This window comes from Streptomyces sp. JJ36, from assembly GCF_021696945.1.
In the GTDB taxonomy this organism is placed as follows: Bacteria; Actinomycetota; Actinomycetes; order Streptomycetales; family Streptomycetaceae; genus Streptomyces.
On sequence record NZ_JACYHE010000018.1, the window covers coordinates 1 to 14,248 of the forward strand.

General features: G+C 74.3%; 15 protein-coding genes. 8 read left to right on the forward strand and 7 right to left on the reverse strand.

The features are described from left to right. Window positions 1-182: 182 nt before the first annotated feature. Complete coding sequence (locus HOY81_RS10010) at window positions 183-962, reverse strand: trans-aconitate 2-methyltransferase (RefSeq protein ID WP_237319917.1); 780 nt, start codon at window positions 960-962, stop codon at window positions 183-185. A 76-nt stretch (window positions 963-1,038) separates the two neighbouring features. Here HOY81_RS10010 and HOY81_RS10015 point away from each other — a divergent pair, with 76 nt between their 5' ends. Then, complete coding sequence (locus tag HOY81_RS10015; RefSeq protein WP_237319918.1) at window positions 1,039-1,659, forward strand: ABATE domain-containing protein; 621 nt, start codon at window positions 1,039-1,041, stop codon at window positions 1,657-1,659. On the opposite strand, the gene sodX is transcribed toward HOY81_RS10015, so the two are convergent. Then, window positions 1,572-2,003, reverse strand: coding sequence for a nickel-type superoxide dismutase maturation protease (sodX, locus tag HOY81_RS10020; RefSeq protein ID WP_237319919.1), 432 nt, complete (start codon window positions 2,001-2,003; stop codon window positions 1,572-1,574). The genes HOY81_RS10015 and sodX overlap by 88 nt on opposite strands. Before the next feature lie 150 nt (window positions 2,004-2,153). Here sodX and sodN point away from each other — a divergent pair, with 150 nt between their 5' ends. From sodN to HOY81_RS10045, 5 genes are all read left to right on the forward strand, one after another. Further along, window positions 2,154-2,549: a superoxide dismutase, Ni gene (gene sodN, locus HOY81_RS10025; RefSeq protein ID WP_237319920.1), complete on the forward strand. Its 396-nt coding sequence runs from the start codon at window positions 2,154-2,156 to the stop codon at window positions 2,547-2,549. 263 nt (window positions 2,550-2,812) lie between these two features. Continuing rightward, a complete protein-coding gene (ctaD, locus tag HOY81_RS10030; protein WP_237319921.1) occupies window positions 2,813-4,573 on the forward strand; it encodes a cytochrome c oxidase subunit I in 1,761 nt (586 codons plus the stop codon). Continuing rightward, a complete protein-coding gene (locus HOY81_RS10035) occupies window positions 4,573-4,941 on the forward strand; it encodes a hypothetical protein (protein WP_237319922.1) in 369 nt (122 codons plus the stop codon). The genes ctaD and HOY81_RS10035 overlap by 1 nt, the downstream gene beginning before the upstream one ends. Before the next feature lie 132 nt (window positions 4,942-5,073). Then, complete coding sequence (locus HOY81_RS10040) at window positions 5,074-5,913, forward strand: NmrA family transcriptional regulator (RefSeq protein WP_237319923.1); 840 nt, start codon at window positions 5,074-5,076, stop codon at window positions 5,911-5,913. Window positions 5,914-5,977: 64 nt separating this feature from the next. Further along, a complete protein-coding gene (locus HOY81_RS10045) occupies window positions 5,978-6,967 on the forward strand; it encodes an AraC family transcriptional regulator (protein WP_237319924.1) in 990 nt (329 codons plus the stop codon). 73 nt (window positions 6,968-7,040) lie between these two features. Here HOY81_RS10045 and HOY81_RS10050 read toward each other — a convergent pair whose 3' ends face one another. Continuing rightward, window positions 7,041-7,997, reverse strand: coding sequence for a LysR family transcriptional regulator (locus HOY81_RS10050; RefSeq protein WP_237319982.1), 957 nt, complete (start codon window positions 7,995-7,997; stop codon window positions 7,041-7,043). A 251-nt stretch (window positions 7,998-8,248) separates the two neighbouring features. On the opposite strand from HOY81_RS10050, the gene snpA reads away from it, so the two are divergent. Continuing rightward, entirely contained in the window at window positions 8,249-8,932 is a 684-nt protein-coding gene (snpA, locus tag HOY81_RS10055) for a snapalysin (RefSeq protein ID WP_237319925.1), read from the forward strand. 190 nt (window positions 8,933-9,122) lie between these two features. Here snpA and HOY81_RS10060 read toward each other — a convergent pair whose 3' ends face one another. Both HOY81_RS10060 and HOY81_RS10065 read right to left on the reverse strand, forming a co-directional pair. Beyond that, window positions 9,123-10,358 carry a class I SAM-dependent methyltransferase gene (locus HOY81_RS10060; RefSeq protein ID WP_237319926.1) on the reverse strand — a complete coding sequence of 412 codons (1,236 nt, stop codon included), beginning with the start codon at window positions 10,356-10,358 and terminating at the stop codon, window positions 9,123-9,125. 10 nt (window positions 10,359-10,368) lie between these two features. After that, on the reverse strand, window positions 10,369-11,355 hold the full coding sequence (locus HOY81_RS10065) for a DMT family transporter (RefSeq protein ID WP_237319927.1): 987 nt from the start codon (window positions 11,353-11,355) through the stop codon (window positions 10,369-10,371). A gap of 343 nt (window positions 11,356-11,698) precedes the next feature. Between HOY81_RS10065 and HOY81_RS10070 the strand changes: the two genes are divergently transcribed. Further along, window positions 11,699-11,929 carry a hypothetical protein gene (locus tag HOY81_RS10070; RefSeq protein ID WP_237319928.1) on the forward strand — a complete coding sequence of 77 codons (231 nt, stop codon included), beginning with the start codon at window positions 11,699-11,701 and terminating at the stop codon, window positions 11,927-11,929. Window positions 11,930-12,097: 168 nt separating this feature from the next. Here HOY81_RS10070 and HOY81_RS10075 read toward each other — a convergent pair whose 3' ends face one another. Together HOY81_RS10075 and HOY81_RS10080 are read right to left on the reverse strand one after the other, a co-directional pair. Next, window positions 12,098-12,628, reverse strand: coding sequence for an NUDIX hydrolase (locus tag HOY81_RS10075; RefSeq protein WP_237319929.1), 531 nt, complete (start codon window positions 12,626-12,628; stop codon window positions 12,098-12,100). A gap of 56 nt (window positions 12,629-12,684) precedes the next feature. Beyond that, window positions 12,685-14,034, reverse strand: a complete 1,350-nt coding sequence (locus tag HOY81_RS10080; protein ID WP_237319983.1) for a transcriptional regulator — start codon at window positions 14,032-14,034, stop codon at window positions 12,685-12,687. Between the last annotated feature and the right edge of the window lie 214 nt (window positions 14,035-14,248).

Sequence of the window (14,248 nt, forward strand, 5' to 3'; positions counted from 1 at the left end):
CGGGCGACGGCCCCGCGCACGGACGGAAGCGAGCGCGCGGCCTGCCCGCCGGGCGCGCCCCGCCCCGTACCCGGGGCCGGGCGCGTGCGCCACGACCTGCGCCCGCCGGGTACGCCCGGGCGACCGGGGCGCGCCGCACGTGGTGCCGCACCACCGCACACCCCCGCGATCCGGGCCGCGCGTCAGCGCAGTCCCAGCACCAGCCCGTCCGCGGGCGAGGCCCACACCAGCCGGGCCTCGGCGAACCCGGCCTCCCGCAGGGTCCGCACATGCCACGCGGCGGACTGCACCTGGCCGTCGGCGTGGTCGCCCCGCGTCGGGTCGCCCAGCAGGGCGAACCGCTGGGCGGCCGCCTCGGCCAGCTCCCCGTCCGCCGCGACGGACGCCCACCACTGGCCCCAGTCCTGCTCGCCCGCCGCCCAGGCGCGTTCCCGGCGCGCCCGGTCCCAGGCGCGTTCGGCGGCGTTGACGCGCGGGGTGGTCTCGTCGGGCATGTGATCGGCGTTCAGGAGGACGCCGCCCTCCCGCACCAGGCCGCCGAGCTGCCGGTAGAGCACCGCCAGCGCGTCGGTGCGCAGCCAGTGCAGCGCGGTGGCGGTCAGCACCGCGTCGTAGGAGTCGTACGGCAGGCGCCGCGCCCACTCCGGGTCGGTGAGGTCCGCCGTCACGAACTCCACCCGGTCGTCGCCGGCGAAGTGCCCGCGGGCGATGGTCAGCAGCGCAGGGTCGAGGTCGACGCCGGTGCTGCGGGCCTCGGGGAAGCGCTTCAGCAGCCGGTCCGAGATGCTCCCCGTTCCGCACGCCAGGTCCAGCACCCGGGGCTCGGGGCCCACCAGCGCCTCGACCATGTCGAGCATCACCCGGAACCGCTCCTCGCGGTCGGGCAGGTACCACTCCTGCTGGCGGTCCCAGCTCTCCTGCCACTCCTGCCAGTCCGTCCGGCCGGTCGTCCCCGTCGTCATGCGCCCTCCTCGGGTAATACCCTGGATGCTTGTTCAGGTGTTACCGACGATAGAACACCCGCAGTAAGGATCACAAGTGGAACTCAGCACTTACTCGGACTACGCCGTCCGCCTGGTGAACACCGAGGAGCCGGAGCGCGGCACCGACTCCCTCACCTCGGTGGAGGCCGTACGGGACCTCTTCGGGCCCAGCAGGCACGCGGCGCGCCGGGCGACCGACGCCGACGTGTCCCGGCTCCGCGGCGTCCGCACCCGCCTCCGGGCGGTCTTCACCGCGGCCGCCGAGGGGGACGAGGTCCGGGCCGTCGACCTGCTCAACTCCCTGCTCATGGAGTTCCCGACCAGCCCGCAGATCTCCGGGCACGGCGACCTCGACGAGCACGGCCGGCCGCGCTGGCACATGCACCTGGCCGACCAGCCCGCCAACGCCACGGCCAGCTACGCCGCCATCGCCTCCATGGGGCTGGCCTTCCACCTCACCGACCTCGGCATGGACCGGCTCGGGATCTGCCAGGCCGACCCCTGCCGCAACGCCTACCTCGACACCTCGACCAACCGCTCGCGCCGCTACTGCTCGGACCGCTGCGCCACCCGTGCCAACGTCGCCGCCTACCGGGCCCGCAAACGCCTGGAGAACGACACCAGCGGCCGCACCGCGGAGAACGCCCAGCCGAGCAGGGAGCGCGCCGAGGGCTGAACCCCGCGCGGCGACCGCAGCCGCAGCCAGGCACGCGCCACCACCAGCTCGTCCGGCACCGTGCCGAACTCCCGGCTGTCGTTCCGCACCCGGGGGTTGTCCCCCTGCACCCACCAGCCCCCGCGCCGGCGTCGCACCGCACGCTTCACGATCAGCAGGTCGTGCTGGAAGGGGTGGCGCAGCACCACGACGTCACCCGGCCGCACCGTGCCGCCGTAGTGCACCAGGAGCCGGTCACCGGGGCGCAGCGTGGGGAGCATCGAGGGGTTGTACACCTCGGCGATCCCGATCCTGCCCTGCGGGCCCCCGCCGTGCCGCTCCCGTTCCCGCGCCCCCTCGGGCATCCGCACCGCCTCCGGCCGTCCGTCCGATCCTCCACCGGCACCACACTCGCACCGGACTTTTGACCTAAGCATCCCGGGGCACACGCGAAAAGACTTCCCCCACGGAGTAATCTCGCACGTGAGAAGACGATCACGAGGAAGGACAGCTACATGCTTTCCCGCCTGTTCGCCCCGAAGGTGCAGGTCAGCGCCCACTGCGACCTGCCGTGCGGCGTCTACGACCCGGCCCAGGCCCGGATCGAGGCCGAGTCGGTCAAGGCCATCCAGGAGAAGTACCAGGCCAACGAGGACCCGCACTACCGGTCGCGCGCCACCACCATCAAGGAGGAGCGCGCCGAGCTGGCCAAGCACCACGTGTCGGTCCTCTGGAGCGACTACTTCAAGCCGCCGCACTTCGAGAAGTACCCGGAGCTGCACCAGCTCGTGAACGACACGCTCAAGGCGCTGAGCACGGCCAAGGGGTCCACCGACCCCGCCACCGGCCAGAAGGCGCTGGACTACATCGCCCAGATCGACAAGATCTTCTGGGAGACCAAGAAGGGCTGAGCCCACCGGCCTCAGCCCCACGGCCCGCGCGACGACCCGCCGGGCCCCTCTCCGGCACCCGGTCCGTACCCGCCCCCGCGGCGGCCGTACGGGCCGGGTGCGGTCGTTCGTCGGCCTGTATGACTGTGTGACCTGCGGGGACGTGCGCGAGCCGGGTTGCAGTCGACCGGGACATCGGTAACGTCTCGCCCGAACCGGGCACGCCGTCGCCGGTGCAGCCCGGTCCCCGGGCACCCCGCGGCCGCAGCGCAGAGGAGAACCGAGTGAGCAGCGCCGCCGATCCCCACGGCCCCTCCCTGGCGGAGGACGCGTACGAGGACCAGTTGCCGGTGCACCGCAGGGAGCCCGGCAACGTCGTGGTCAAGTGGGCCACCACCACCGACCACAAGACGATCGGCTCCCTCTACCTGATCACCTCGTTCGGCTTCTTCGTGGCCGCCGGGGTGATGGCGCTGGTGATGCGCGCCGAACTCGCCCGCCCGGGCATCCAGATCGTCTCGAACGAGCAGTACAACCAGGCGTTCACCATGCACGGCGCGGCGATGCTGCTGATGTTCGCCACCCCGCTGTTCGCCGGCTTCGCGAACTGGATCATGCCGCTGCAGATCGGCGCGCCCGACGTGGCGTTCCCGCGGCTGAACATGCTCGCCTACTGGCTCTACCTCTTCGGCTCGCTGATCGCGATGGCCGGCTTCCTCACACCGCAGGGCGCGGCGGACTTCGGCTGGTTCGCCTATGCGCCGCTGAACTCCGAGGTGCACTCGCCGGGCATCGGCGCCGACCTGTGGATCATGGGCCTGGCCTTCTCCGGCTTCGGCACCATCCTCGGCTCGGTCAACTTCATCACCACCATCGTCTGCATGCGCGCCCCGGGCATGACGATGTTCCGGATGCCCATCTTCACCTGGAACGTGCTGCTCACCGGCGTGCTGGTGCTGCTGGCCTTCCCGGTGCTGGCGGGGGCGCTGCTGGTCCTGGAGGCTGACCGGAGGTTCGGTGCCGAGGTCTTCGACGCCTCGAACGGGGGCGCGCTCCTCTGGCAGCACCTGTTCTGGTTCTTCGGCCACCCCGAGGTGTACATCATCGCGCTGCCGTTCTTCGGCATCGTCTCGGAGGTCGTCCCGGTCTTCAGCCGCAAGCCGATGTTCGGCTACATCGGGCTGATCGCCGCCACCATCACCATCGCCGGGCTCTCCGTCACCGTCTGGGCCCATCACATGTTCGTGACCGGCGCGGTGCTGCTGCCGTTCTTCGCCTTCATGTCCTTCCTCATCGCGGTGCCGACGGGCGTGAAGTTCTTCAACTGGATCGGGACCATGTGGAGGGGCTCGCTCTCCTTCGAGACCCCGATGCTCTGGACCACCGGGTTCCTGGTCACCTTCCTCTTCGGCGGCCTCACGGGCGTGCTGCTGGCCTCGCCGCCGCTGGACTTCCACGTCTCCGACTCGTACTTCGTGGTGGCCCACTTCCACTACGTGGTCTTCGGCACCGTGGTCTTCGCGATGTTCGCCGGCTTCCACTTCTGGTGGCCGAAGTTCACCGGGAAGATGCTCGACGAGCGGCTGGGCAAGGTCACCTTCTGGACCCTCTTCGTCGGCTTCCACACCACCTTCCTGGTGCAGCACTGGCTGGGCGCCGAGGGCATGCCCCGCCGGTACGCCGACTACCTCGCCGCGGACGGCTTCACCGCCCTCAACACCGTCTCCACCATCGGCTCCTTCCTCCTCGGCCTGTCCCTGCTGCCGTTCCTCTACAACGTCTGGGTGACCACCACCCGCGGGCGGTCCGTGGACACCGACGACCCCTGGGGCTACGGCCGGTCGCTGGAGTGGGCCACCTCGTGCCCGCCGCCGCGGCACAACTTCCTCACCCTGCCGCGGATCCGTTCCGAGTCCCCGGCCTTCGACCTGCACCACCCCTATGCGGCCGCCCTGGACTGGCGGGAGACGGAGGGCCGGCGCGACGTCGTGGAGCCCGACACGCCGGGGCGGTCCGAGCCCTCCGGGCCCGGGGCGGGCACCTGATGGGGACGGCGCGGCCCGTAGGCGACCGCACGCGGGTACCGGACGAGGCGGTCCGCGAGGGCATCGCCCGGCTGGAGGGCCATTTGCTGTGGCAGGGCGAGGTGGAGCGGGCCCTTACGGAGGCCGCCGCCCTGGCCGACCGGCTCGGGGTGCTGACCGCCGGGCAGCGGGAGGAGGTGCGGCGGGTCTACGCCGAGCAGCGGCTGGCGGACTCCCGGGAGTTCGTGGTCCGCACGGCCCGGCGGGCGCGGGAGCTCCGCCGGGAGTACCAGGACCGCTACGACCTGCTGCGCCGCCGGGTGCTGGCCGTGAGCCTGCTGCTGAGCACGGCCGGGCTCTGCGCCGGGGGGCTGCTGTCGCTGCGCTGAGCGGCCCGGGTTCCGGACGCCCGCACTCCACGACGCCGCACGGCGGGCGCGCCGGGCGTTCGTGGACGCCGGCGTATGGAGTCGAGCGTGCCGGCCATGGTCCGGCGCGCGCTTCCGCGATGTGCTGAACACATGAGTACTTCACCGCACACCACCGGGATGTCGACGACCCTGATCGTCGGAGGCACCGGCAAGACCGGGCGCCGGGTGGCCGCCCGCCTGGCCTCCCGCGGGCTGCCCGTCCGCGTCGGCTCCCGCTCGGGCACGCCGCCCTTCGTCTGGGAGGAGCCCGCCACCTGGGGGCCCGCCCTGGAGGGGGTCGGCGCCGTCTATCTCACCTACCACCCTGACCTGGCCCTGCCGGGCGCCGCCGAGGCCGTGGGCGCGTTCTCCCGCGTCGCCGTCGAGCGGGGCGCGCTGCGGCTGGTGCTGCTCTCCGGCCGCGGCGAGGAGGGCGCCCGGGCCGCCGAGCGGGCGCTCCAGGAGTCCGGCGCCGACTGGACCGTCGTCCGGGCGAGCTGGTTCCACCAGAACTTCGACGAGAGCTTCCTCGTCGGTCCGGTACGCGCCGGCGAACTGGTCCTGCCGGCCGGCGACGCCGTGGAGCCCTTCGTCGACGCCGGTGACATCGCCGACGTCGCCGTCGCCGCGCTCACCGACGGCCGCCATGCCGGCCGGGTCCACGAACTCTCCGGCCCCCGGCTGCTCGGCTTTGCGGACGTCGCCGCGGAGCTGTCGGCGGTCACCGGGCGGGAGATCCGCTACCTGCCGGTGTCCGTCGCGGAGTACCGCGCCGTTCTGGAGAAGGAGGGCCTCCCGGTGGAGTTGGCCGGCCTCTTCGGAACGGTGCTGGACGGCCGCAACGCCCATCCGGTGGACGGTGTGCGGCAGGTCCTCGGCCGCGCGCCGCGGGACTTCGCCGACTACGCACGGGAGGCCGCCGCCCGTGGTGTCTGGGACCCTCCGCGGTGAGCGCGCGGGACGACGCAGGACACCGCGGGCACGAGGACCCGGGCCGGCGTCTAGGCTCCCGGCGATGGACACTCTGACGGGACTGCTGGAAGGGCCACGGGCGCGCGGCGCGTTCCTGCTCACGTCCGTCCTCGCACCACCGTGGTCGCTGCGGATCGAGGACCGCGCGCCGGTGTCCGTCGTCACCCCGGCCCGGGGTACGGCCTGGATGCTGCCGGACCACGGCACTCCGGTGCTGTTGCACCCGGGGGACGTGGCGGTGGTGCGGGGCCCGGACCCGTACACGCTCGCGGACCGGCCCGGCACCCCGGTGCAGATCACCGTCGGCCCGGACCAGCGGTGCAGCACCGCCGGAGGCGAGGACGTGACGGAGACCCGGGCGCTGGGCGTGCGGACCTGGGGCGACGCCTCGGGCCCGGACGCAGCGGTGCTGCTCAGCGGCACCTACCGGACGCCCAGCGCCGTGGGCCGGCGGCTCCTCGCCACCATGCCGGCGCTGCTGGTCCGGCCGGCGAGCGGGCACGACGCCCTGGTGACCATGCTGGCCGAGGAGATCGGCAGGGAGGAACCGGCGCAGGGCCTGGTCCTGGACCGGCTGCTGGACCTGCTGCTGATCGACGTGGTCCGCGCCTGGCTGGCCACGCCCGGAGCGGGCGCGCCGGCCTGGTACGGCGCGCAGAGCGATCCCCTCGTCGGCCCCGCCCTGCGACTGCTGCACGAGCACCCCGCACACCCCTGGACCGTGGCCTCCCTCGCCGCACGGGTCGGTACCTCGCGGGCGGGGCTGGCGCGCCGCTTCACCGCACTGACGGGAGAGCCGCCGATGGCGTATCTCACCGCCTGGCGGATGGCACGCGCCGCCGACCTGCTGCACGAACCCGGCGCCACGGTGGCGTCCGTGGCGCGGCAGGTGGGGTACGGCAGCGCCTTCGCACTGAGCGCGGCCTTCAAGCGGATCCACGGTGTCTCCCCCCGGGAGTACCGCGAGGGCGGCGGCGACGCTCCGCCGTGCCCGGCGCCGGTCACCGCCACGCCCCGTACGGTCGTCCTGTGAACGTCCTCCCGCCGGGCCGGCGGGACGGCGGTGCGCCCGGACCGGCCTGCGGCCGCAGGGAGACGGCGGGCCGTCAGGCCGCCCGGTGGTGGCGGAGGAGGGGACTGCCGGTGCGCAGCAGCCACTGACGGTAGGCCGGGCTGGACCAGGCCACCTCACGGTAGGCCTCCTCCAGGTCGGCGTAGACGGCGTCCAGGTCGGCGGCCGCGGTGGGCATCGCTCGGGTGACGACGAAGAGCCGCACCGTCAGGGGGTCGCCGCGCAGCGGTCGTACGACCATCCCCGGGCGGGCCCGGGAGGTGGGCTGGCAGGGGGCCACGCACTCCCCCGCGGCCACCAGGTCGACACCGGTGAGGTAGTCGCCGTGCACGATCCGGGGGTCGAGCCCAGCGGCCGCGAACACCCGGCGCAGTCCGGCCCACTCGCCGTCCACGCTGGGGTCCACCATCCACTGCTCCCCGGCCAGCTCGGCGACCGGCACCACCTCACGGGCGGCCGCCGGGTGGGTCGCCGGGAGCGCGACGAACTGCGGCTCCCGGGCCACCAGCACCCGTTGGCGCAGGCCCTCGGGAACGTCCAGCGGACACCCCGTCACCTCGTGCACGAACGCGACGTCGAGCTGCCCGTCGGCGACCATGCCGAGCAGGGAGCTCGGGGAGACGTCGATCCGGATGGTGGTGTCCGTCTCCGGCAGCCGGGCGCGCAGCCGGCGCAACCAGCCCGGCACGGCGCGGTTGTGGGTGCTGCCGATCCGCAGCCGGGCGCCGGAGCCGGCGCCGAGCGCCTCACGCGCCTCGGTCATCAGGGCGGTCATCTCCGCGACGATGGGCCGCGCACGGCTCAGCACCGACCGGCCGAGCGGGGTCGGCCTGCTGCCCGTACGCTCCCGGGTGAAGAGCCTGCCGCCCACCGCCCGCTCGATGCGGCCGAGTTGGGTGGTGAGTGACGGCTGGGAGACGCCCAGCCGACGGGCCGCCTTGTGCACGCTGCCGGCGTCGGCGATCGCGCACAGCGCACGGAGATGTCTCACCTCGAGCTCCACGGCGGAACCATAGCGGCGTGCCGGTGGGCCGCACCAGAGCCCTGAAACCGCTTCCGGGAGCACGTGGCGGAGAGCCCCGATAGGACCGGGCTATCCCCGGTCGGCATCATTCCGCGGCCCGGTCGTCCTGACGCACACTCAGCGGGACCGCACGTTCCTCCGCCGGTCGCGTACGGCGTCCCCACACGCCCCACACGTACGCCACGCGCGCCCTGCGGACGACGAGGAGGGAACCCCCCATGAGACGCTTCAGGACCGCGCTCTCCACCGCGCTCGGCCTCGGGATGGCGGCGGCCGCCCTGGCCGCGACCCCCGCATCCGTGACGGCCGCCCCCGCGCCGGAGGCGCCGAAGGCACCGAAGGGCGCCGTCACGGCGGCGTACACGGGCGGCAGCGCGACCGAGCGCGCCGACAGCAAGGCCTTCTTTGACATGCTCATGAAGAAGGCGGAGAAGAAGCAGGCCGCCAAGCCGGGCATACAGGCCGTCACGGTCACCTACAACGACTCGGGCGCGCCGTCGTTCCAGAGCGAGATCGCGCAGAGCACACAGATCTGGAACTCCTCGGTCGACAACGTCACGCTGGCCGAGACCTCCGGCAGCGCCGACTTCGACTACTACGAGGGCAACGACTCCCGGGGCAGCTACGCCTACACCGACGGCCACGGCCACGGCTACATCTTCCTGGACTACGCGCAGAACCAGCAGTACTACTCGCTGCGCGTCGTCGCCCACGAGACCGGCCACGTGCTCGGCCTGCCGGACCACTACTCCGGCCCGTGCAGCGAACTGATGTCCGGCGGCGGCCCGGGCACCTCCTGCACCAACGCCTACCCGAACTGGGAGGAGAGCGCCCGGGTGGACCAGCTCTGGGCGAACGGCCTGAGCAGCGCGCTCAAGCCGGAGTTCCGCGTCGTCCGCTGACGCCGGGGCCCCGCACGCGCCGCCGCATCGGCGCACCGACGCCCGGCCGCCCCGCCCCCGGAAGGGGGCGGGGCGGCCGCGGCGTGCGGCCACGACGCGGGGCCGGCCGGGCAGGCGGGGCGGGTCCGGCGGGCGGCGCCGGCCGCGCGGGAGACCGCCCTGCTGCACCGCCAGGCCTCCGGGCCCACCGTCAGGCGGCGGCCAGCCGCCAGAGCGAGGTGACCTCCGCGGCACGGGCGGCGTGCAGCGGGTCGTCCGGGTCCGACGCCCGCGGGTGCCGCGGCCGCGTGGTGATCCGGCCGAGCACCCGCAGCCCCGCCTCGTCGATCCAGCCGAGCAGCTCCTCCCGGCCACGCAGCCCCAGATGCTCCGCCAGGTCCGACAGCACCAGCCATCCCTCGCCGCCCGGCTCCAGATGCGCCGGCAGGCCGGCGAGGAAGCCGCGCAGCATCCGGCTCCCCGGGTCGTAGACCGCCTGCTCGACGGAGGAGGACGGACGGGCCGGAAGCCAGGGCGGGTTGCAGACCACCAGCGGCGCCCGCCCCTCCGGGAAGAGATCGGCCCGTACCACCCGCACGGCGCCGGTCACGCCGAGCCGCCGCAGGTTCTCCCGGGCGCACTCCAGGGCCCGCGGGTCCTGGTCGGTGCCGGTCACGTGGCGCACCCCGCGCCGCGCCAGCACCGCCGCCAGCACGCCGGTGCCGGTGCCGACGTCGAAGGCGGACTCCGTCCCGCCCGGCGGCAGCGGCGCCTCGGCCACCAGGTCCACATACTCGCCGCGCGCCGGGGAGAAGACCCCGTAGCAGGGGTGCACGCGGTCCCCGCCCAACGCCGGCACCGGCACACCCGTACGGTGCCACTCGTGAGCGCCGATCAGCCCGAGCAGTTCCCGCAGGGAGACCAGCGCGGGCTCGCCGTCCGGCGGCCCGTACGCCTCCTCGCAGGCCGCGACGACGTCGGGGGCACGGCGCAGCGGGACCGTGTGGTCGCCCTCCAGCGGCACCAGCAGCATGCCGAGGATGCGGGCGCGCTGCGCCTGCCGGGCGCGGTGGCGGTGGAACGCCGCGGCGGCCGAAGGCCCGCCGCAGGACTCCGCGGCCGGAGGCCCGCCGGACGGCGCCGCGGCCGGTCCGGTCGCCGGGGCGGTGGCCCGGGCCCGCCCGCGTGCCGCGCCCGGGCGGCGGGCGGTGCGGGCCTTGCGGTCGACCCGCCGGGTGAGGGCGGCGAGCATCTGCCGCGCCCCGTGGAAGTCGCCGCGCCAGAGCAGCGCGGTGCCCTCGCAGGCCAGCTTGTAGGCGGCGTCGGCGGTGGTGCGGTCGTCGGCGACGACGATCCGGCGGGGTGGCCGTGCGCCGCTCTCGGAACGCCAGCGGGCGGACCGCTCCCCGGTCCCCTCGGTCCAGTGGACGGTCGGGCGTTCGTTCACACCGGCAAGCCTATGCGCTCCGGCCGCGGCGGGTGTGCGCGGTCCGTACGGCGCCCGCGCTCGCGGCCACCACCAGGGCGATCGCCACCAGCTCCGCCGGGCCGAGGCTCTGCCCGAGCACCAGGAAGCCGGCGATGGTGGCGGCCACCGGCATCAGGCTCATCAGCACGGCGAAGGTGGCCTGCGGCAGCCCGCGCAGCGCGAACAGCTCCAGGGTGTAGGGGATGCCCGAGGAGAGCACGGCCACCGCGGCGCCCAGCCCCAGCGTCACCGGGTCGAGCAGCGCCGTACCGGCGCTCGCCACCCCCAGCGGGACGCTCAGCAACGCCCCGATCCCCATGGCCAGGGCCAGCCCGTCGGCGCCCCGGAAGCGGGCGCCGGTGCGGGCGTTGAAGACGATGTAGCCCACCCAGGTCGCGCCGGCGGCCAGCGCGAACCCGGCGCCGACCGGGTCCAGCTCCCCGAAGCCGCTGCTGCCCAGCAGGTAGACCCCGGTCAGGGCGAGCCCCGCCCACAGCAGGCTGAGCAGCCGCCGGGACCCGACCACGGAGAGCGTCAGCGGCCCCAGCAGCTCCAGGGTGACCGCAGGGCCCAGCGGGATGCGGTCGATGGCCTGGTAGAAGAGCGTGTTCATGGTGCCCAGCGCGACGCCGAGGCCGATCACGGCGGTCCAGTCCGTACGGGAGTGACCGCGCAGCCCGGGCCGGCACACGGCGAGCAGCAACAGCGCGGAGAAGAGGAGCCGGAGCGCGACGACGCCGAGCGCGCCCGCCCGCGGGAAGAGCAGCGCGGCGACCGCCGAGCCGAACTGCAGTGAGAAGGCGCTGCCGCAGACCAGGGCGACGGCGGTGGCGCGCCCGGGCCCGGCCGACGGGCCGTGGCCGCCCGGTCCGCGCACCCAGCGTGCCGCGGCGCCGCCCGCCCGGCGCAGGCCCGTCCGCGCGGGGGCGGCGGCCGGGGCGGGCGCGGGCGCGGCGGGGTCGGGCGAGGTGCTCATGCGCACCACGGTAAGGGGCGTACCGGCGGACGGTCCCCCGCGGGTCCGCGCCTGCCCCGCCTGCCGGAGAAGGCCGGGCGCGGGAGGGGACCGATCGGGCGGGCGTGCCGGAACGGCGGGAACCGGGCGTTCACGGCATACGTTGGCGGGATGAGGGCACCGCGCGGAGGAGGACGGGCCCTCGGAGGAGGCTGCACGAGGACCTGACGGGTACCCGCCGGGTTCACACGTCCGCCACGGCGGGCCGGGCACCCGTCGCATCCGCCGAGTCCGTCGAGTCCGTCGATCCATCCCCTTCACGAGCAGCGAACGAGCACAGCCGCACCAGCACAGGAGGCAGACCATGGCAGGGTTCCTCGACCGGGCCCGTGAGCAGGCACAGACGGCGCTGAACCAGGGCCGGGAGAAGGTGGGCGAGGTCCAGGCGCAGCGCGCGGGCCACGACCTGCTCCGCAAGCTGGGCTCGGCCTACTACGCGCAGCAGCGCGGCACCGGTTCCCCGGAGGAGGTCCAGCGGGCGCTGGCCGCCGTGGAGCAGCATGTCGCGCAGCACGGGGAGAGCTCGCTGCGCTGAGCGCACCGGCCGGGCGGAGGGCCTCGCCGGCCGGCACCGCGCCGGGCGGTCACGCCGGGGCGTGCGCCGCCCGCCGACGGTGACGGCGGCGGTGGGTGCCCGGAGGGCGCGTACGCCCGTCCGGGCACCCGCCGCCGGTCTGGTCAGCCGAAGCCTGGTCAGCTCTGGTCAGCCGAAGCGGAGCCGGTGCAGCATCAGCAGCGCCGCCGCCATGTTCGCCGCGGGCACCTCACCCCGCGCGATGAGGTCCGGCGTCTCCTTGAGCGGCACCCACTCCCGCTTCTCGGACTCGAAGTCGTCCTCGGGATCCCCCTCGTGGACGGCCTCGTCGGACCAGTAGACGTGGTGCCGCGCGTCGGTCAGCCCGTTGGCGGGCTCGACGGTCATCAGGTGGCGCAGCGGCCCCGGACGCCAGCCCGTCTCCTCCAGCATCTCGCGGGCGGCGGCCGCGGCCAGGTCCTCGCCGTCCTCGACGACCCCGGCCGCCAGCTCCCACCCCCAGCTGTCGGTGATGAAGCGGTGCCGCCAGAGCAGCAGCACCTCGTTCCGCTCGTTCACCGCGGTGGCCATCGCCACCGGGCGCAGCCGGATCAGATAGTGGTCCAGATGGCGGCCGTCGGGCAGTTCCACGTCCGCGAGGTTGACCCGCAACCACGGGTTCTCGTACACCGTATGCTCACCCAGGTTCTTCCATCGCACCTGCGTGCCCCCTTCCCCGGGCGGAGGTTGGGCGCACATCCCAGCACGCCGCGCCCTCACAGGGGAACGCGCAGCGCCTCCTCGATCAGCCGTGCCGCCTCGGCGGCGGAGGTGCCGGGGTGCCGCACCAGGTGGTCGCGTACCCCGCGCATCCGGCCCCGCAGCCGCTGCGACTCGATCCCCTGCGCCTGGCCGACCATCTCGGCCGCCGTCGCCGCCGCCCGCTCCGCCTTGCCGCGGCGCAACTCGACGTCGGTCAGCGTGGCGAGCCGGTTCACGCGCCCTCGTGCGTGGGCGGGTGCCCGCGCGGCCTCCTCGGCATAGCGGGTCGCCGCGTCGAGTTCGCCGAGAACCAGCAGCGCCTCGGCGAGCCGCACCTCCACCAGCCCGGGCTGGACGTAGCCGGTCTCGGCGGGCTCCTCCTCGGGGCGTATCCGCTCCGCGTGCGCCTCGGCCAGCCGCATGCAGCGGTGCGCGCCGCGCCGGTCGCCCAGCCGGGCGTACGCCTTGGCCTGCATGGCGTGCAGGTCGGTGGCGAGCGCCGGACTGGTGCCCGGGTCGGCGGTGCGCAGGACCGCCTCCGCGCAGGCGATGGCGCGCCGGTTGTCGCCGAGGAAGAGCGCCTGGTTCACCAGCAGGCCGACCACATAGCCGCCGAAGGCCCGGTCCCCGGAGGCCTTGCCGAGCCGCAGCGCCTGGTGGAAATAGCGCTGGGCCAGCCCCTGGGCGTCGGCGTCGTACGCGCAGATCCCGCACACCGCGGCGAGCGAGCCGGCCGCCCGGCAGAGCAGCCGCCCGGTGCGGTCGTCGTAGGTGCCGCGCATCAGCGGGGCGACCTCGGCGGTGAGGAAACCGACCACGCGCGGGCGGGTGGCCACACCGCCCGCGTTGCGGTAGAGGTGCTCGTAGTGGCCGCGGGCGGCGTGCAGGACGGCCACCTGGGGGCCGGTGACCCGCAGGGACGTGCCGGTGTGCGACACGTCCAGGTCGTCCGGCGGGTTCTCCCACTCCCACACCGGCGCGACGGCGGCCGCGCCGGTCAGCAGCGGCGGCCCCGGGGTCTCGGTGTGCAGTTGGTCGGAGCGCCAGAGCACGGCGGTGCGCTCCAGAAAGCGGGTCAGGCTGCCGTCGTCCGCACCGAGTTGCGGCGGCTGGGCGGACGGCGCCGCCATCCCGATGTCGTCCAGGGTGAGTGTGCGCCGGAGCTGTCCGCCGAGGATCTCGCAGATCAGCTCGGGCACGCGGCCGCGCGGCCGCTGGCCCTTGAGCCACCGGGCCACACTCGTGTGATCGTAACGCAGAGTGATACCCGCCCGGGCTCCGAGGCGGTTGATTCTCGCTGCCAGTCCGGCGCGGGACATGCCCGACTGATCGAGCATCGCGTCCAGTTGACGATTGGGCTCCATCGCGGCCCTCCGGTCGTCCATCTCCTGTTTCGCAGGGTAACGGAACATCCGTTCACACGGGGTGCGAACGCAGCACGCATCTCGGGAAGGGGCACATGGTGCCTGTTCGGGGGCGGTTGGGGTTGGCTGGTACCGACCGATCCGGACGCGGAGATGCGTACGGAGAGCAACCAGAGGAGGAACCGTGAACGATCCCCTGCGGCAGATCCCGGCG